The organism is Tsuneonella suprasediminis, from assembly GCF_003605755.1.
Lineage (GTDB): Bacteria > Pseudomonadota > Alphaproteobacteria > Sphingomonadales > Sphingomonadaceae > Tsuneonella > Tsuneonella suprasediminis.
Window position 1 is genome coordinate 737,419 of the sequence record NZ_RAHJ01000018.1, and the last position, 17,957, is coordinate 755,375.

A 17,957-nucleotide genomic window follows, 5' to 3' on the forward strand; every position below is an offset into this window, starting at 1 on the left:
ACAGAATCGATTGGTGCGATCGATTGTCGCGACTCGCGAGCTACGAGGGCTGGGTGACAGTTTGTTTGCAATTATGACCGATTGAAATAATTGCGTAAAAAACCGCTATAAATGACAAATATGACAATTGAGCAGGGGGCGTTGACGGCTCTTTCCGGAATGCTCGCGATGGAGCGAATGGCGCGGCCAGCGGGCCTTTTTCAGCACTGCCGAACGTCTAATATTGCAATTCAATGACATTGTTTCATTTATGTTGCAGTTCGGGGCTTGCAGGCGCAACTTCCTCTCACAAAGCGAATTAGTGGGAGAAGGAAAATGGCTGCTGGAACGATTATTGGTCTGGCGATGATGGCGCAGGGTGCAGTCGCCACGATGGAACAGGTCGATGTGGCTTACGACGCAATGGCGCAAGGGCGCAGCGCGGCTGCCATCGCCAGAATTGAAAGCAACGACGCCCTTAATACCAGCGATCCCGCGCGGCTGATCAACCTTGGCATCGCCTATGCGCGGCAGGGGGACACGGCCACGGCACGCAGCATGTTCCAACGCGTGCTGTCGCGCGACAGTGCATACATGCTGGAAACCGCAAACGGGCAATGGGTCGAAGCGGGCGTTCTGGCGCGCAAGGCGCTGGTCGCGCTCGATGCCGGAACATTCGGGTCGGTGCATCGCACAGCCAGCCGCTGATCTGAAGCGCGGCATGGCGGCGGGATGAAAGTCGTCGCAGGGCCGGTGCGGACAATGACTGGCGGGTAGCAGCCCGTTCGCGAATAGAACGCGCGCGCATAAGTACAATTAGAAGAGGGCGCGCCGATCTTTTCGGGGTGCCCTTCTTGCTTCATGACCAATTTTTGTCCGCGAGTTCAGCTTGCTGTCACCGCATTGTCATTTACAGTGCGCAATGAGCGGGCTGGAGGGTACGATGATTCTCGCACATGCGGGACGCCTCACTTTCGCTATGGTTCTGGCATTTGGCGCCATTCCGGCGAAAGCGGACGTCATGCAGATCGATGGTGATGGTGCACGCTGGGTTTCCGGCGCGCTCGCCAATGCGCCCATCGCGCAGGTGGCAACCGGGACTGCATCTGACATTGTGGAACTTTCCGCCGATTTCGCTGTGCCCGATCTGGCCGTGGCCGACACCGCGCGGCAGGCACAGGTCGTGCCGCAAACATATGCCGCGAAAGTGGCGGAACTTTCGCGCCGCTTCGATCTCAGTCCCGCGTTGATAGAAGCGCTGGTCTGGCAGGAAAGCCGCTGGCGTTCGGATGCCGTGTCGCCCGTGGGCGCGCGCGGTCTGGCGCAACTGATGCCGGGCACCGCGCGCCAGATGGGCGTGAACCCGCATGATCCGTTTGCCAATCTGGAGGGTGGCGCGCGATATCTGCGTGAACAGCTCGACCGGTTTGACGGCGATCTGGAAAAGGCACTGGCCGCTTACAATGCGGGGCCGGGGCGAGTGACTGCCGCTAATGGTATCCCGCGCATTCGTGAAACCCAACAATATGTTGCCGCAATCATGGGGCGACTGTCGAACCATTCCCGAAAGGGTCAATAGAATATGAAGCGTCTCGTTACCCGTCTTTTCCCGCTGGCTCTGCTGGCAAGTCCCACCGCTGCATTCGCGCAGGGTGCCGATCCGCAAGGCTCCGGCCCGATCGTCGCGGCGCTTGGCTGGTTGCAGGGAACATTGCTGGGCAATGTCGCCACGGCAGTTGCCGTGATGGCGGTGGCCGCGGTCGGCTTTATGATGCTGACCGGCCGCCTCAACTGGCGGTTCGGCGCGACGGTGATCATCGGTGTGTTCATCCTGTTCGGTGCAGGCACGATCGTTGCCGGCATTCAGGGCGCAGCCGGGGGCTGATCCGATGGAACTCGTCCGCCACCCCGTCCATCGCGCACTGACCCGGCCGCAGATGTTCGCTGGCGTGACGTACAATTACTTCATCATCAATTTCGCGCTGACGACCGAACTGTTCCTGATCACCGGCAGCTGGTGGGCGCTGCCCGCCGCGCTGGTGTTTCATACGTTCGGATATTTCGCCTGTATGCGCGAACCGCGCTTTTTCGATTTGTGGCTGACGAAAGTCAGCAAATGCCCGCGCGTCAGAAATTGGAAGCGCTGGGGCTGTAACAGCTACGCGGCATGACCGGGCCGGAAGGGATCGTGGGTCGATGAGCAAGTGGATCGGAGCTGCCGCCTGGAGCGCGAAGGAAGCCCGTGCCGGCGACCGGCTGCCTTATGCGCGGCTGATCGATGGCAATACCGTGCTGCTGCGCGATGGCAGCGTGATGACTGCGCTGCAGGTGCCCGGCCTGCTGTTCGAAACCGAAGACAGCGACGCGCTGAACGCCCACGCGACTACCCGCGAGGTTATGCTACGGTCCACGCTCGATGCGCGGTTCGTGATGTATCACCATGTGATCCGCCGCCGGGTGGAGATCGAACTGGAGAGCGAATTTTCCGACCCGCTGGCCGCCCATATCGACCGGCGGTGGAAGGAGCGGCTGGCGGGTGGTTCGCTGTTCGTCAACGATCAGTTCGTCACCATTATCCGCCGCCCTGCGCGGGGCAAGGCCGGTCTGGCCGAACGTATGGCCAAGATGTGGAACCGTCGCGGGCAGGACGATGTCGAGGCCGATCCCAAAGATGTGCGCGCACTGAAGGCGGCGGCGACCGGTCTGGTTGCGTCGCTGCAAGCCTATGGCGCCGCGGTGTTGGGCGACTACGAAGGGCCGAGCGGGGCAACCAACAACGAATTGCTCGAATTGCTCAGCGCGCTGTACAACGGCGAGATGCGCCCTGTGCGCCGCCCGTCCGACGAAACCGATATCGGCCAGATGCTGCCCTATCGTCGGGCGAGCTTCGGGCTGGATGCGATGGAGCTGCGCGGGTCGGGGGAGCCGGACTTCGCAGCGATTCTCAGCTTGAAGGACTATCCCGACGCGACCAGTCCCGGCCTGCTTGATGCACTGCTGCGCCAGCCGTTCGAAATGATCGTGTCGGAAAGCTATGCCCCGCAGGAACGGACCACTGCGCGCGAGCGGATGGATCTGGCGATCCGTCGTCTCAAATCCGCCGACGAGGAAGCAATGGCGGAGCGGGCCGACATGATGGCTGCGCGCGATGCACTGGGCAATGGGGCAGTCGGCTTCGGCGATCATCACCTGACAGTGCTGGTCCGCGAAAAGAGCTTGCCTGCACTGGATGAAGCAACTGCCGCCTGCGCCGCATCGCTGGCCGATACCGGTGCGATCGTCGTGCGCGAAGATACCAACCTGGAACCGGCGTTCTGGGGTCAGTTCCCCGGTAACGAAAGCTATCTGGTGCGTCGGGCGATGATCTCCAGCGCCAATATGGCCAGCTTCGGTTCCCTGCACGGGATGGCGCTGGGGCAGGCCGAGGGCAACCACTGGGGCGAAGCGGTCACTTTGCTGCAAACTACCAGCAGCACCCCGTTCTTCTTCAATTTTCACAACGGCGATCTGGGCAATTTCTCGGTTATCGGGCCGAGCGGTTCGGGCAAGACCGTGGTGATGAATTTCCTCGCCGCGCAGGCGCAGAAATTCAATCCGCGCACGATCCTGTTCGACAAGGATCGCGGAGCGGAACTGTTCATTCGCGGCATCGGCGGGCGGTACGATCGGATTGCCAGTGGAGAACCGACCGGATTTAACCCGCTGGCCTTGCCCGATACGCCCACCAACCGCGCTTTCCTGCGCGAGTGGCTGACAGTCTTGCTGAAGGCCGACGGGCCGGAAGAATTTTCGACTATCACGGCTGCCGTCGATGCGGCTTATGCCAACGATCCCTCGCTGCGCCGTCTGCGCCATTTCCGCGAATTGCTGTCGGGTACACGCCGCCCCGAACCGGGTGATCTGGCAGACCGGCTGGGGGCATGGATCGGCACCGGGGAACATGGCTGGCTGTTCGATAATGCTGACGACAAGCTCGATCTCGATGTCCGCACACTCGGCTTCGACATGACCGCGCTACTGGAAAATCCGCGCCTGCGGACGCCGACGATGATGTACCTGTTCCACCGGATCGACGAACGGCTGGATGGCAAGCCGACGATGATTCTGATCGACGAAGGGTGGAAGGCGCTCGACGATGAAGTGTTCGCTGCCCGCATTCGCGACTGGCTGAAGACTTTGCGTAAGCGCAATGCGCTGGTCGGGTTTGCCACACAGTCGGCGCGCGACGCGCTGGAGAGCCGGATTTCGACTGCGCTGGTCGAACAGACCGCGACGATGGTGTTCATGCCCAACAGCCGCGCGCGGGCGGAAGATTACTGCGACGGGTTCGGGCTGACCAGTCACGAACTGGCACTGATCCGCAGCTTGCCCGCGCACAGCCGCTGCTTCCTGATCCGCCAGCCCGATGCCAGCGTGGTCGTGCGGCTCGACTTGTCGGGTGCGCCCGAAGTGCTGGCGATCCTGTCGGGCCGTGAAAGCACTGTGCGGCGGCTTGACTTGTTGCGCGATGCAGTGGGCGATGCGCCGGCAGACTGGTTCCCTGCGCTGACCGGCCATGCGTGGCCCGGCGGCAGTTCGGTCAGCGATGGGGATAGCGGGGTGGACGACGTTCCGTTCCGTCAGGCTGCCGAATGAGTGTGGCCTGCGATCAGGCCGCGGGTAATGCGGCAGGTGGCGTCGCGGCAGCTCTGCGTGCAGTCGATTGCATCGCGGGCGAAACGACCGCGCAGGCGTTCGGGCGCATGTTTGCGCCCGGCGGCGCGCTGCTGACTGTGCTGACGATCCTGTTGACGCTGTATGTCGCGTTCTTCGCGATTTCGCTGCTGTTGGGGCGCACAAGCCTGGGTGTGCGTTCGCTGACCCCGCGCATGATGCTGCTGGGTCTGGTGCTGACATTCGTGACCAGTTGGGTCGCCTATAGTCGGGTGGTGTGGAACCTTGCCATCGGCGGGCCGGACGAACTGGCCACGATCATCACCGGTGCTCAGGGTTCCGCCACGCAAGTCTTCGCGCAGAAAATCGATGTGGTGTTCGCGGCGATCCAGCAAGCGGGGCAGGGGGGCAAGGCCGATGTATCCGCCTTCTCGCCCGAAGGGATGATGTGGCTGGGCGCGATGCTGTTTCTGTTGGGGACAGTGGGCGTTCTGGTAACGGCACGGATTGCACTGGCAGTACTGGTCGCACTTGGCCCGATTTTCGTGGTGATGGCATTGTTCGATGGCACGCGCGGGCTGTTCACCGGGTGGCTGAAAGGCGTGGTAATGCTGGCGATTACGCCGCTGTTCGCGGTGCTGGCGGGCAGTGTGATGCTGGAACTGGCAGTGCCGGTTCTGGCCGCACTGGTGGCGACACCGGGGCAGATCGATCCGCAGGCAGCGATGGCGTTTTTCCTGATCGGGGCGGTGCATGTGGCGCTGATGATTATGGTGCTGAAAGTGGCCGGGACGATGGTTTCGGGCTGGCGGGTGTTCGGGCTGGTGCCGGAAAAGGGTGCCGACGGCCGATCTGCATATACCGTTCCCGCGCCGCGCGTGTCCGCTGCTGTAGCCCCGGTACAGAGCGCTGCAACACAGTCGGCATCGGGGGCAGCGGAACGGCGCATCCCGGTTTCCGCGTTCGCCACGGCACCGGCCGCGAACGACAGCCCCTCGGCAGGTGGCGTCGTGCGACGCGACACAGTCGTTATCAATCAGGCACCGGCTTCGGCCAGCGGGCAACAACGGGGCGAACCCTCATCCATTTCGCGCGCGAGGGGTATTGGCAGTCGTTTCCGTGCCCCTGCGCCGCGTAAGACGGAGAATGTGAAATGAACCGCGCGCTGATTTCCGCGCTTGCTTCGACTATTGTGCTTGCCGCTGTATCTGCCCCTGCGCTGGCCAGCGATTCGCGTCTGGTCGAACGGCTCTATGATCCGGCCAAAGTCGTCCGCATCGAAGGGCGCACCAAAGTGCAGGCGACTATCGCCTTTGCCGAAGACGAGCATATCGAAAACGTCGCCATCGGGGATTCGACTGCATGGCAGGTGACACCGAACAAACGCGCCAATCTGCTGTTCGTCAAACCGCTCAGTCCCACCGCGCGCACCAATATGACTGTCGTAACCGACCGGCACACGTACCTGTTCGATCTCGTTGCCAGCCCGCGCGCCAATCCGCTCTATGTCCTGCGGTTTACCTATCCCAAGGAACCGGAGAGCGAACAGTCTGCACGTCAGGCAGCCGTTACTCCGCAAGCGCCGAATGCTGTCGAAACCGCCGCCGCCAGCGATCCTTATGCCGTGGTCGATCCGGCAGAGCTGAATTTCGCATGGGCGGGGGCGGGCGACCGCGCCTTGCTGCCCGCGCGCACCTATGACGATGGCAACGCGACATTCCTGCAATGGCATAGCGGGGAACCCGTGCCAGCCATTCTGGTGAAGGATTACAAGGGCGTTGAAGGCCCGGTGAATTTCACTGTGCGCGGCGATGTGATCGTGGTCGAAGGGGTGCCGCGCGAAATCATCCTGCGTTCGGGCGAAGACAGCGCCACTCTGGTCAACAGCGGGCCGGTACGCGCGCCCAAACCTTTGCGTAACGAGGCCGCATTGGCCCGTAGCGAGAACCTTCCTGCCGGGGAGAACAACTGATGCGCCTTGCCATGCGTTTGCCATCGAAAAACTCTGCCGCCGATGCGCCGGATACCGACCCGCGTGAACGGGAATCGGCCGAGATTATCGATCTCGCCAGCCGCAATGCGTTTCCCGCGGTGACGCAGCGCAAGGGGAGGTCCGACGGGCTGGGTCTGGCAGCGGGAGTTGCGTTGGTCGGCCTGCTCGGTGCGGTGACGCTGTGGGGCATGAATGCCGCGCGCACCGGCAAGGAAGAGTCCGCCGAACAACAGGCACAGGCGGTGCAGCAGCAAGCCGCGCCCGCGCCCGTCGTGCCGCCGCAAGCGATTACGCCGACGCCTCAGCCAGAGGCGCAGCCGATGAACATGCCGCGCAACGATCCCGCACCGCAGCCGGTGCTGGCAGCGCAGCCGATGCCGGAAAGTCAGGCCAACCCCTATTCATCCCCGACACTCGTATTCGACGCTAGCAACCTGACATCGCCCATGCTGGACGCGAAGCCGGAAAGCCCGGTGGCGGGCGGTGCGACCGGCAGTGGCAATGCCTCCGACTTTGCCAGTAAGATCGGCGGTGTCGGTGGTGCCCCTGCTCAGGCCAAGGCTATGGTCAATCCGCAAACCACAGTGATGCAAGGCACACTAATCCCGGCGGTGCTGGAAACTGCCATCAATACCGATGTCCCCGGCTATGTCCGCGCAGTGGTCAGTCAGGACGTGCGTAGTTTCGACGGCACCCGTGTGCTGGTGCCGCGTTCAAGCCGCCTGATCGGGCAATACCAGTCGGGCCTGCAAGGTGGGCAACGCCGGGCCTATGTAATCTGGACGCGCTTGATCCGTCCCGATGGCGCATCGGTCAATCTGGCGTCACCTGCGGTTGGGTTTGACGGTACGGCCGGTCTGCCGGGCAAAGTGAACAGCCATTTCTTCAAGCGGTTCGGATCTTCGATCCTGCTGTCGGTGATCGGTGGACTGGCGACCGGCGGTGCGTCGGTCGTGCTGGGGGGCGGGGCCAGCGCAGCCAGCACGGCCTTGCAGCAGGATGGTCAGATCAGCCCGACTGTGCGCGTGCGACAGGGTGAACCGATCCGCGTTTTCACTGCCCGCGATCTCGACTTCAGCCAGGTCGCTGCGGTCAGGTAACCCTGTGGCGGCAGACGTTCATCCTTTGCCAGCGGGAAGCGTGAGCGAGCGCAGCGTTTATCTCGATGCCTATCTCGCGCCGTTTCGCCAGTGGCTCGAACGGGATACCGTGACGGAAATCATGGTGAACCGGCCGGGCGAAGTGTGGGTGGAAGATGCCGCGTATCCCGGAATGCAGCGGATTGAAGCGCCGGAGATCGACGATCGTCTGGTGCAACGGTTGGCCGAGCAGGTCGCCCGCGTCAGTCATCAGGGCATCAATCGCGAACACCCGTTATTGGGTGCCACATTGCCCGATGGTGCGCGTGTGCAGTTCTGCGGACCGCCGGCCGCGCGCAAACACTGGGTCATGGCGATCCGGCGGCATCGGCGGCTCGATCTTCCTCTCGACGCATATGATACCGGCCCGCTGATGACCGCCGAACAGGCGGCGATGCCCGATCCGCGCCAGCAGCCCATCGCTTATCTTCGCGAGGCGATCCGCCAGCGCAAGACGATCCTGATTTCGGGCGGCACCAGCACTGGCAAAACCACCTTCCTCAACGCCATGCTGGGGGAAATCCCGCGCGATCAGCGTGTCGTGCTGGTGGAAGATACCCCTGAACTGAGGATGCCGGGCGAAAACGGTGTCGGGCTGGTCGCGGTGAAGGGCGAACTGGGTGAAGCGAAGGTAACCGCCAACGAATTGCTGCAGGCTGCGTTGCGGCTGCGCCCCGACCGCATCGTATTGGGCGAATTGCGCGGAGCGGAAAGCGTCAGCTTCCTGCGGGCAATCAATACCGGGCATCCGGGCAGTTTCTCCACCATCCACGCCAACAGTCTGGCTGGCGCGTTGGAGCAGCTTTCGCTGATGGTGATGCAAACCGGAATCGGGCTGACCCGATCCGACACAATCGCTTATGCCGCATCGGTGATCGATGTGATCGTGCAACTGGGCCGCGATTCCAGCGGCAAACGCGGCATTACGCAGATCGCGAACAGCGCCGATATCGCCTGACCGGTCTGCCGAAAACCGCATTCCACAATTTGATTCGTTAATGTGGTAAACCGGCCACGTCCGGGTGAATGCAGGCTTTCCGTAACGTCAACCCGATCATGCTTTCAGGTACGGAGCGCGAAATATCCGAAATCTTGCGTACCGTTTGTTCGAAACAATAAACCTTCGCTTGCACTATCGTGTGAAATTGACGTAGCTTCCGTTCCGGGAATGAGGCCATACAAAAGTGGCCCGCCAATATGGAGAGGAACTATGCGGGTAAAGTTTGCCCTGCTTGCCGGAATCTGCGCGTCTGTCGCAGCATTTCCTGCCGCAGCTCAGGATACCACTTCCGACCAAGCCACTGAACAGTCTGGCGATACAGCGAGGCAACAGTCTGCTGCGTCGCTTGGCGAAACTATCGTGGTGACCGCGCAGCGTCGCTCGGAAGCGCTGCAAAATGTACCGATCGCGGTCAGCGCATTCAGCAGCGAAGCATTGGAAGCGCAGCAGATCGATAACGCCAGCGATCTGCAGCTGACCCTGCCGAACGTTTCGTTTTCGAAGGGCAACTTTACTTCGGCCAGCTTCACGATCCGTGGTATTGGCGACCTTTGCGTGGGTGTGACCTGCGACAGCGCAACGGCAATCCATACCAATGGCTCGCCGCTATTCGGCACACGTATCTTCGAAACCGAGTATTTCGATCTTGAACGTGTCGAAGTTCTGCGTGGGCCGCAGGGCACGCTGTTCGGTCGCAATGCGACTTCGGGCGTGGTCAACGTCGTGACGGCGAAGCCCGACCTGTCGGGTTTCCATGTTTCGGGCGATGCCGAATATGGGAATTACGATTCGATCAAGGCCAAGGGCATGATCAACCTGCCTATCGGCGATACGATGGGTGTTCGCGTAGCAGGTTTCTACCTCAACCGTGATGGCTATACCGACAACCTGTATGACAATACCCGGATTGACGGGCGGGATATGTTCGCGGTGCGCGGATCGTTCCGCTGGGAGCCCAGTGCGGACACCACATTCGATCTTATGGGATATTACTTCCGCGAAGACGATGATCGTATGCGGATTCAGAAACAGATGTGTCAGCGCGATCCCACCGGGGTGCTCGGCTGTCTGAACGCAAAGCGCGCGTTCGAGAAAACTAACGGTAATTCGACCCTTGCATCGGTCCTGACGTCCACCGAATTTTTCCGCGTTGCCGGTATTCCCGCTGCGCTTCAGGGGCTCGCGCTTGGCAGCGTATATGACGTCAACGACGTGTATGCCAATTCGGTCGAACCGTCCGATGTTCGTCAGGTCTATACTGCCTACACGCCCAAGTATTATGCGGATGAACTGCAGATTCAGGCGCATCTGTCGCAGAACTTCGGCGCGATGAACCTGTCGCTAACAGGTATCTATCAGGATACCAACGTCGATTCCTCGCAGGATTACAATCTTGGCGTTCAGGACCGCACTGGCTTCGCCACCGGCCTTGCTACACTAGCGGCGCTTACTCAGTCACCGACGTTAGGAGCGTATTTTCAGCCAATTTATGACGCGCTGACTCCGAACGGCCCGACTGGCGAGTTGTGCACGTCTGAACCGCGCACCGATGGGCGCGGTGCATACGAAGGTTTTGCCAACTGCAGCAGTGTGCCGCTGGCGTATGACCGTTCGAACCAGCTGCAGACCTCGTGGTCGGGTGAAGCGATCCTGTCGAGCGACTTCGACGGGCCGCTCAACTTCCTGCTCGGCGGTATCTATGCGACCACGACAGTGGAAGAAAACAGCTACTTCGTGAATGCGTTCGGGCTGGATTGGGCTTCGGGTGTCGTTGGTACGGTATCAGCTTTGGGCGCAGGCCTGCCGCCTTCGTATTTTGGTCCATCGTATTATCGCAACAACACGATGAACTTCAAACTGGATAGCTATGGTATCTTTGGCGAAGTCTATTACGATATCAGCGATCGGCTGAAGCTGACCGGCGGCCTGCGTTATAACAGTGATAAGAAATCGGTTACTGCACGCACGACTTACCTCAACTTCTTTAATCCGTTTTCCAACGATGGCGATCCGTTCGATTCACCGATCGTGCCGCTGACCGGGCCGAGCGGATTGTATGATGCCGATGCGGGTACACCGGGCCAGCAGCTTGTACAGCAGCGCAACGTGTCGTTCGACAAGATTACCGGACGTGCGGTGCTCGATTTCCAGATCACGCCGAACAACCTGCTCTATGCATCGTATTCGCGTGGCTACAAATCAGGGGGGATCAACCCACCGCTTGCGCCGGTCTTCGCTGTGCCAGAGAGTTTTTCTCCGGAAAGCATCGATGCTTTCGAAATCGGCAGCAAAAACACTTTCGCGAACGGGGCGTTGCAGCTCAACGCGACGGCGTTCTACTATAAGTACAAGAACCTTCAGCTCAGCCGCATCGTTGCACGGACTTCGGTCAACGACAATATCGATGCCAATATCTGGGGGCTTGAGCTTGAATCGGTCATCCGGCCCGATCGGAACTGGATGATCAATCTCGGCTTCAGCTATCTGCATACCGAAGTGGCTGGCGATCAATACTTCTCGAATCCGCGTGATCCGGGCGGCGGCGATCCGAATGCTGTGATTATCAAGGATCTCACCAACGCGTCGCTGTGCGCGGTAACAGCGCCTACAGCCGGACTGGCTGCGGCATACGTCACCGGGTTCAACTCCAATCTCGGGCTGCAGGGGCCGACATCGTTCGGGCCGAATTCAGGCATCGCTTCGCTGGGGGCATTCAGCGTCTGCTCGGCGCTCCAGGCGAATATCCCGACGGGTAGTGGCATCCAGGTGCTCAGCCCCGGCGTCGAAGTCAATCTGAAGGGCAATGCACTGCCGCAGGCGCCTGAGTTCAAGGCTTCGGCCGGTGTTCAGTACACCGCCGAGTTCGGTGGCGGTGTCACGCTGGTTCCCCGCTTCGACATCGCGATGACGGGTACGCAGTACGGCAACGTGTTCAACGGCAACGTGAACCGGATTGCACCGTTCGTTCAGGCGAACGCGCAGATCCAGCTCAACGGGCCGGACAAGCGCTGGTACGTACGTGGGTTCATCCAGAACATCTTTGACGACAGCTCGGTCACTGGCCTGTATGTCACCGATGCGTCTTCGGGTAACTTCACCAATATCTTCACCCTTGATCCGCGCCGTTATGGCATCGGGGTCGGGTTTAACTTCTAAAACGGAATTCTCAGTTGGAGAGGGGAGAGGCCGGGCCGCAAGGTCCGGCCTTTCTTTATCCGTTTGCCACTTGTGTCAGTGAGCTGCGATCAACCTTGGGATTTGCCGAAAGGAGAAAAATCAGTGGTAGTGTCATATACATCCACCCCTTCGCGCCGCTTCAGCGTGCCGATCACCAGATAAGTAACCGGGGTTAACAAGACTTCCCACATGGTTTTGATAAACCATTGCGACACAACGACCTGCATGAGCTGTTCCGGCGGCCATCCGGCCAGCCCGTAGAACGCGAGTGGATAGAAGATCAGGCTATCCAGCCCTTGACCCACGACGGTCGAACCGATGGTGCGGCTCCACAGCTTTTTCCCACCGGTCCATACCTTCATTTTGGCGAGTACGATCGAATTGGCGAACTCGCCGGCCCAGAATGCTGCCATCGATGCCAGCACGATGCGCCACGAATTGCCGAACACGAATTCGTAAGCCTCTTGCCCCGGCCAGCCCCTCGCCGGAGGCAGGGCGACGACGACCCATGCCATGAAAGCCATGAAGGCCAGCGCCGCGAAGCCGGTCCAGATGACCCGGCGTGCACGGGCGAAGCCGTACACTTCGGTCAGCACGTCGCCGATTATATAACTGAGCGGAAAGAACAATACCCCCGCACCGAACGACCACTCGGTGCCACCTGGCAGAGTTACGAAACTGGGTTTCGCCGCACCGATGATGTTGGAGAGGAGCAGGATCGCGACGAACGCCGCCATGATAAAATCGTAATAGCGAAAATGCCGCGGTGCGACGGCATCTCCTTCGACGCGGGTGATATATTCTGCCATGCTCACGCTCTATGCCGATTTGCGCTGCGCGAAAAGCACGCTATGCGCCTCCACAGCGCGCGCCCGTAGTTCAACTGGATAGAGCACGAGCCTTCTAAGCTTGGAGTTGCAGGTTCGAATCCTGCCGGGCGCGCCAATTCGGATACCAAGCCATGGCACCCGTGGATCGCAGTCCTTCAAACGTCTTTACCGGGCCGTAAGGCGCCGATAATGAGGCGGATAAGTGAATCTGCCAAATTCAATATCTTTCAAGTGCGTCGCATGACGGAAGGCCGAGCGGAGCTACATCCCCCAACAAATACCCGAGTGCGGGATGTAAGAACCACTGATCGCGCGAAGTATCTGAAAGAGATGGTGGGCGCGACAGGGATTGAACCTGTGACCCCACCCGTGTGAAGGACCGGATACCCCTTCCGGTGGGTTTCGAGGCATTCCTAGAAACACTAGAGTTTCTGCGACTTTACAGCTAAATCGGCTCCGGGCGGTTCCGATGTGTTCCTGCCCAAACCGGGACCCGCGCTACCCTAGTGCTACCCCTGAAAGGAGATCGGTGGAATGGCTACGGTGGCAGAGGCGCCCAAGGTAAAGGAGAAGCGGGGCCGGGAACGGCTGACCGAGAAGCGGCTCGAGGCGCTGACGGTGAAGGCGGGCACCCGGGCGGAGATCGCTGACGACATTGTGCGCGAGCTTCGCATCCGTGTGGGCAAGAGCGGCAAGAAGAGCTGGTCCATGCTTTACCGCGTCGTCCAGCCGGACGGGAAGCGCGGCGAGATGAAGCGGCTGAGCCTCGGGGCCTATCCGAAGGTGTCGCTGGCCGAGGCCCGGACGAAGGCCCGGACGGCACTCGAACAGGCGGACGATGGCATCGACCCGGCGGCCGTGAAGGAGGAGGAGGTCGAACAGCGGCAGACGCGCACCTTCGAGGCCGTGCTCGATCGCTTCGTTGAGCTGTACGCGAAGCCCAACACCAAGGACGGCCGCTGGGCGAAGGCGCAGGAGGAGCTCGCCAAGAAGCAGGCGGAGGCCGGAGCCGGACCGGATGACTCATCCGCGGCGGCAGCGAAACCGCGCAAGATCGGCCGTTGCCCAGCCGAGCGCTTGCTCGCTGACCACGTCGCTCCGAAGTGGCAAGGCCGCCTGATCGAGACCATCACCCGGGCCGAGGCGCACGAGATGCTGGACGAGGTGATCGAGGAGAGCGGCGCCTCCATCGCGCGGGAGGTCCGCAAGCACCTGACCCGGATGTTCAACTGGGCAGCGGACCGGGGGCTGATCGCCGCCAACCCGCTCGCCGGGATGCAGCGGCCGGAGCTCGGCTACGTCTCGCGTGAGCGGGTCCTGACCGTTGAGGAGCTCGGCCAGATATGGAATGCGGCGAAGGATGCCGCCTACCCCTTCGGTGACATGGTCCGCCTATTGATCCTGACCGGTCAGCGCCGTTCCGAGATCGCTGGGCTCGAGCGCGGCTGGATCCACACCGAACAGCGCGCGGTCGAGATACCGGCCGCCAGCTACAAGACCAAGCGCCCGCACGTGTTCCCGCTGTCCGCCCCGGCGTGGGCATTGGTCGAGGCCCTGCCCAAGTGGAACGGCGGGGACTTCCTGTTCACCACCACCAGCGGGGAGCGGCCGTTCAGCGGTTTCTCGAAGGCCAAGGCGGCCTTGGATTCAAAGATTGCCAAGAATGCGAAGAAGGCCGAGATCGAGCCGATGGAGCCGTGGACGCTGCACGACATTCGCCGCTCGGTCGCAACGCACATGGCCCGCCTCGGCGTGGCCCAGGAACACATCGAGCGGGTCCTCGGCCATGTCGTCGCCGGTGTCGCCGGGACGTACAACCGCTACAGCTATCTGGACGAGAAGCGCGCCGCGCTCGAGGCGTGGGGTAAGCTGTGGGTTGCAAAGTAGCGCAGCGCCTCACGGCTAGTAGCGGGGATAAATGAATCATTTCTCCCCCACACCGGGGATAGACCATTACAATTCGCTCGACCCCGATCAAATAGCGTAATTAATAGCTCCTCGCTTCCTTTCGTAACCGAAGCGAGGAGATCGGAACATGAGTACTGACAATCAGCTCGTCCTCGACTTGCGGGGTGTAATCGAGCTGACCACCCTCTCGCAATCGACCATCTATGCGATGGCCAAGAAGGGCGAGTTTCCCAAGCAAAGGCGCATTGGCAGCAATCGCGTCGTCTGGCTGCGGTCGGAGGTGGTCGCGTGGCTCGAGCAGAAGCTCGCCGCCTGATCGAAATCCCCGCGCCGAATGGAAAGGCCGCCCGCCTCGAAGGAGTGAGACGGACGGCCAGAGGTTCCATCGGTTGGACGAGAGGAGAGCTCATCCGTGGGCGATAATACTGAATCCCATGCCGGGGACGAAGGCCGGAGCGTTGAAGCCGGTCCCTTCGATGATACGCTGAATTTCCTACGTTTGATGCGTCACGATGGTCGCTGCGTACTCTCTGCCATTTGCCCGGATGGTGGTGGCATCGAGACGCGCACCTTCGAGCTCGACGCGCCGGAGCCGATGCGCGCATGGCTGTACAGGTGGAACGGCAAGCGCAACCTCTACTGGACGCCCAACACGGTGAAGGCAGACGCTGACCCGAACCGCAAGCCCAGCGAGGCGGACATTGAGTGGCTGGACATGCTCTTTGTCGATGCTGACCCCGGCAAGCGTCACGATTGGACCGAGGAGCGCCAGCGCATCCGCAGCGCCTTCGAGAGCTTCGACCCGCCGCCGTCCGCCATCGTGGACAGCGGCAACGGCTTTCAGGCCTTCTGGCTGCTGGTGCCGGAGGATCGGCAATTCATCGGCGGACATCCGGTCGCCATAGCGGAGGCCAAGCTCTACAACGTCGCGCTTCGCGACAAGCTGGGCGGCGATAACTGCCAGTCGCTCGACCACCTCATGCGCCTGCCCGGGACCCGCAACCTGCCAAACAAGAAGAAGCGCGATGCAGGCCGCGTGGAACGCGCCTCCTTGGTTGTTAAGTGGCCGACCGCATGATGTACCGACTAGCAGATTTCACGCCCGCGCCAGCCGAGAGCGCCGTTCCGGCCGCCGGACAGGGGAAGGTGCAGCTCGAGCGCGAGCCACCGCGCCTGAAGGACCTAGACGAGCTTCCCGAGCGGGTGACGCCGCGCACCCGAATGTTGATCGTGCAGGGCGATGACCCGGACGATCAGCTCAAGTACGCTTCCCGGTCTGAGGTGACTTTCGCGGTCTGCTGCGAGCTCGTCCGGGCCGGGTGCGATGATGACACCATCGCGGCTGTGTTGCTGGACCCGGACTTCGGCATCTCTGCCCACACCCGCGCACAGAAGCGGTCCCTCGAGTATGCTGCCCGGCAGATCGAACGGGCGCGGGCCGAGGCCGAGGAGCCGATGCTCGCCCGGCTGAATGCCGACCACGCCGTGATCTTGTCCTATGGCAACGCCTGCCGCGTGGTCTCGTGGCAACCGAGCGAGGTGGACCCCAATCGGCAGGAGATGGTCGTCCAGTCCTTCGCTGACTTCAAGAACCGCTACCTGAATGTGCGGGTGCAGGTGGGCGTCACGAAGGAGAAAGCCCCGGTCTATGCCCCGGCCGGCAAGTGGTGGCTCGAGCATCCCCTCCGGCGCCAATATCGCAGCGTGGTGTTCCGACCGAACGAGGAGGTGGACGACCGGCTTGAGTACAACATCTGGCGCGGCCTCGCTGTCCAGCCGCGCGCGGGCGAATGGCCGCTGTTGCGGGAGTTGATCGAGGACGTGCTCGCTGCCGGAGATCGCGCCGGGGCCAAGTACCTCCTGAATTGGGCCGCCTATGCGGTTCAACGCCCCGAGCGGCGGGCGGAAGTGGCACTGGTCCTCCGGGGCGGCAAGGGCACCGGCAAGAGCACCTTCGGCCGCCTTATGAGCCGAATATTCGGCCAGCACGGCACGACCATCGCCAGCTCGCACACGATGACCTCCAACTTCAACAAGCCGCTGCACGATTGCTGCCTCTTGTTCGCGGACGAGGCGCTGGCGCGCGGGGAGGCGAAGGCGGAGGGGATTATCAAGAGCCTCATCACCGAGCCGAACATCATGATCGAGCCGAAGGGCGTGGACGCCTTCCCGTCGCGCAACCGGCTCAAGGTCATCATCGCATCGAACGAGGAGTGGGTTGTCTCGGCCAGTGCGGACGAGCGGCGCTTCGCAGTGTTCGACGTGTCGCCGGATAAGGCCTTCCCGCCGGGGAGCCCGGAGACTGACGAGCGGGTCCAGTGGTGGATCAAGTTGAACAACGAGATCGACAACGGCGGCCTCGAGGCCTTCCTGCATGATCTGTTGGCGATGGACCTCGGCAACTGGCACCCGCGTCTGGACGTGCCGCAGACGGCCGCCCTGCGTGAACAGAAGATCAAGACCCTCCTGCCGATGCAGGAATGGCTGCTGGACGTGATCGAAGCCGGAATCATCCCCGGGCAAGCTCCGCACGGGGCCGAGCTGAACGTCCGCTCCTCGAATGAGCGGGACAGGCGTGACGGGCGGCCGGGGCCGCAGGACACAAGCGAGAGGGACAGGCGCGACGGGTGCGCCGGACTCTATGACTTGATGCGGCAGTCCAGCCCCGCGCTTCGCAATGTATCGGAGCCGCGCCTAGGCAAATTCTTGAAGGAATGGGGGTTCGAGAATTACAAGCACCAGCAGAAGGGCGATTGCTGGCGCGGCTGGATATTTCCGCCGCTGGCGGACCTTCGGGACCGCTGGCGCAAGGCCTTCGGCGCGTGGGCGTTCGATGAGCCGGAGGACGGCTCCCCGGCCGAGTGGGCGAACGGCGCGCCATACTGACCCCGGCAAGACGGGTCCGCAGGCGGGTCGCAGACGGGTTCACCTCGCCCGAAACCACGCAAATTGTGGGTCGCAGACGGGTTAGACGGGTAGGCGGGTCGCGCGGCAATTCAGCGCGATAGGGAACCCAAAGGGGGGTCGGAGGCGGGCGCTTCGATTATTCCTGACCTCCTATCTAACCCGTCTAACCCGTCTAACCAGTCTTTCTCCAAGGTTTCTGCGGCTCTCCGGCAGACGGGTTTAGGCTCCGCAGACGGGTCGAGCCGTCTTGTTGGGCTTATGCCTGGGCCATGTGGCCTGCCGCCTGCCGTTGTGGCCGTCTGGCCTAACGCGCGCGGGCGCGAGATCGGCGCGGCCGGAGCCGGAGCTGGCCCTATCCGAGGGCAAGGCCG

15 protein-coding genes and 1 tRNA gene are annotated in these 17,957 nt (G+C 61.8%); 15 read left to right on the forward strand and 1 reads right to left on the reverse strand.

The window, feature by feature from the left end; all coding sequences use genetic code 11:
- The first annotated feature begins 315 nt into the window (after positions 1 to 315).
- The 10 genes from D6858_RS09460 (at position 316) to D6858_RS09505 (ending at position 11,920) form a co-directional block, all read left to right on the forward strand.
- Positions 316 to 687, forward strand: coding sequence for a hypothetical protein (locus D6858_RS09460; RefSeq protein ID WP_120109337.1), 372 nt, complete (start codon positions 316 to 318; stop codon positions 685 to 687).
- A gap of 214 nt (positions 688 to 901) precedes the next feature.
- Positions 902 to 1,558 carry a lytic transglycosylase domain-containing protein gene (locus tag D6858_RS09465; protein ID WP_420823825.1) on the forward strand — a complete coding sequence of 219 codons (657 nt, stop codon included), beginning with the start codon at positions 902 to 904 and terminating at the stop codon, positions 1,556 to 1,558.
- Between the two features lie 3 nt (positions 1,559 to 1,561).
- On the forward strand, positions 1,562 to 1,864 hold the full coding sequence (locus D6858_RS09470; protein WP_120109340.1) for a TrbC/VirB2 family type IV secretion system protein: 303 nt from the start codon (positions 1,562 to 1,564) through the stop codon (positions 1,862 to 1,864).
- Positions 1,865 to 1,868: 4 nt separating this feature from the next.
- Positions 1,869 to 2,150, forward strand: a complete 282-nt coding sequence (locus D6858_RS09475; RefSeq protein WP_102153361.1) for a VirB3 family type IV secretion system protein — start codon at positions 1,869 to 1,871, stop codon at positions 2,148 to 2,150.
- Positions 2,151 to 2,175: 25 nt separating this feature from the next.
- A complete protein-coding gene (locus tag D6858_RS09480) occupies positions 2,176 to 4,614 on the forward strand; it encodes a VirB4 family type IV secretion/conjugal transfer ATPase (RefSeq protein ID WP_120109343.1) in 2,439 nt (812 codons plus the stop codon).
- A complete protein-coding gene (locus tag D6858_RS09485) occupies positions 4,611 to 5,789 on the forward strand; it encodes a TrbL/VirB6 family protein (protein WP_120109346.1) in 1,179 nt (392 codons plus the stop codon). Before D6858_RS09480 ends, D6858_RS09485 begins: the two co-directional genes overlap by 4 nt.
- Positions 5,786 to 6,604: a TrbG/VirB9 family P-type conjugative transfer protein gene (locus D6858_RS09490; RefSeq protein WP_120109348.1), complete on the forward strand. Its 819-nt coding sequence runs from the start codon at positions 5,786 to 5,788 to the stop codon at positions 6,602 to 6,604. The genes D6858_RS09485 and D6858_RS09490 overlap by 4 nt, the downstream gene beginning before the upstream one ends.
- Positions 6,604 to 7,725, forward strand: a complete 1,122-nt coding sequence (locus D6858_RS09495; RefSeq protein ID WP_225081864.1) for a TrbI/VirB10 family protein — start codon at positions 6,604 to 6,606, stop codon at positions 7,723 to 7,725. The genes D6858_RS09490 and D6858_RS09495 overlap by 1 nt, the downstream gene beginning before the upstream one ends.
- Before the next feature lie 4 nt (positions 7,726 to 7,729).
- Positions 7,730 to 8,722, forward strand: a complete 993-nt coding sequence (virB11, locus tag D6858_RS09500; RefSeq protein ID WP_240623791.1) for a P-type DNA transfer ATPase VirB11 — start codon at positions 7,730 to 7,732, stop codon at positions 8,720 to 8,722.
- Positions 8,723 to 8,974: 252 nt separating this feature from the next.
- Positions 8,975 to 11,920 carry a TonB-dependent receptor gene (locus D6858_RS09505; RefSeq protein ID WP_120109354.1) on the forward strand — a complete coding sequence of 982 codons (2,946 nt, stop codon included), beginning with the start codon at positions 8,975 to 8,977 and terminating at the stop codon, positions 11,918 to 11,920.
- 89 nt (positions 11,921 to 12,009) lie between these two features.
- Here the strand turns inward: D6858_RS09505 and D6858_RS09510 are convergent, their stop codons facing one another.
- A complete protein-coding gene (locus D6858_RS09510; RefSeq protein ID WP_120109357.1) occupies positions 12,010 to 12,750 on the reverse strand; it encodes a queuosine precursor transporter in 741 nt (246 codons plus the stop codon).
- Positions 12,751 to 12,809: 59 nt separating this feature from the next.
- On the opposite strand from D6858_RS09510, the gene D6858_RS09515 reads away from it, so the two are divergent.
- From D6858_RS09515 to D6858_RS09535, 5 genes are all read left to right on the forward strand, one after another.
- A tRNA-Arg gene (locus D6858_RS09515) sits at positions 12,810 to 12,886 on the forward strand.
- A gap of 419 nt (positions 12,887 to 13,305) precedes the next feature.
- Positions 13,306 to 14,658: a tyrosine-type recombinase/integrase gene (locus D6858_RS09520; RefSeq protein WP_120109360.1), complete on the forward strand. Its 1,353-nt coding sequence runs from the start codon at positions 13,306 to 13,308 to the stop codon at positions 14,656 to 14,658.
- A 148-nt stretch (positions 14,659 to 14,806) separates the two neighbouring features.
- Complete coding sequence (locus D6858_RS09525) at positions 14,807 to 14,995, forward strand: helix-turn-helix transcriptional regulator (protein WP_120109363.1); 189 nt, start codon at positions 14,807 to 14,809, stop codon at positions 14,993 to 14,995.
- A gap of 96 nt (positions 14,996 to 15,091) precedes the next feature.
- On the forward strand, positions 15,092 to 15,757 hold the full coding sequence (locus D6858_RS09530) for a hypothetical protein (protein ID WP_120109366.1): 666 nt from the start codon (positions 15,092 to 15,094) through the stop codon (positions 15,755 to 15,757).
- A complete protein-coding gene (locus tag D6858_RS09535; protein ID WP_120109369.1) occupies positions 15,742 to 17,565 on the forward strand; it encodes a primase-helicase family protein in 1,824 nt (607 codons plus the stop codon). The genes D6858_RS09530 and D6858_RS09535 overlap by 16 nt, the downstream gene beginning before the upstream one ends.
- Positions 17,566 to 17,957: the final 392 nt, after the last annotated feature.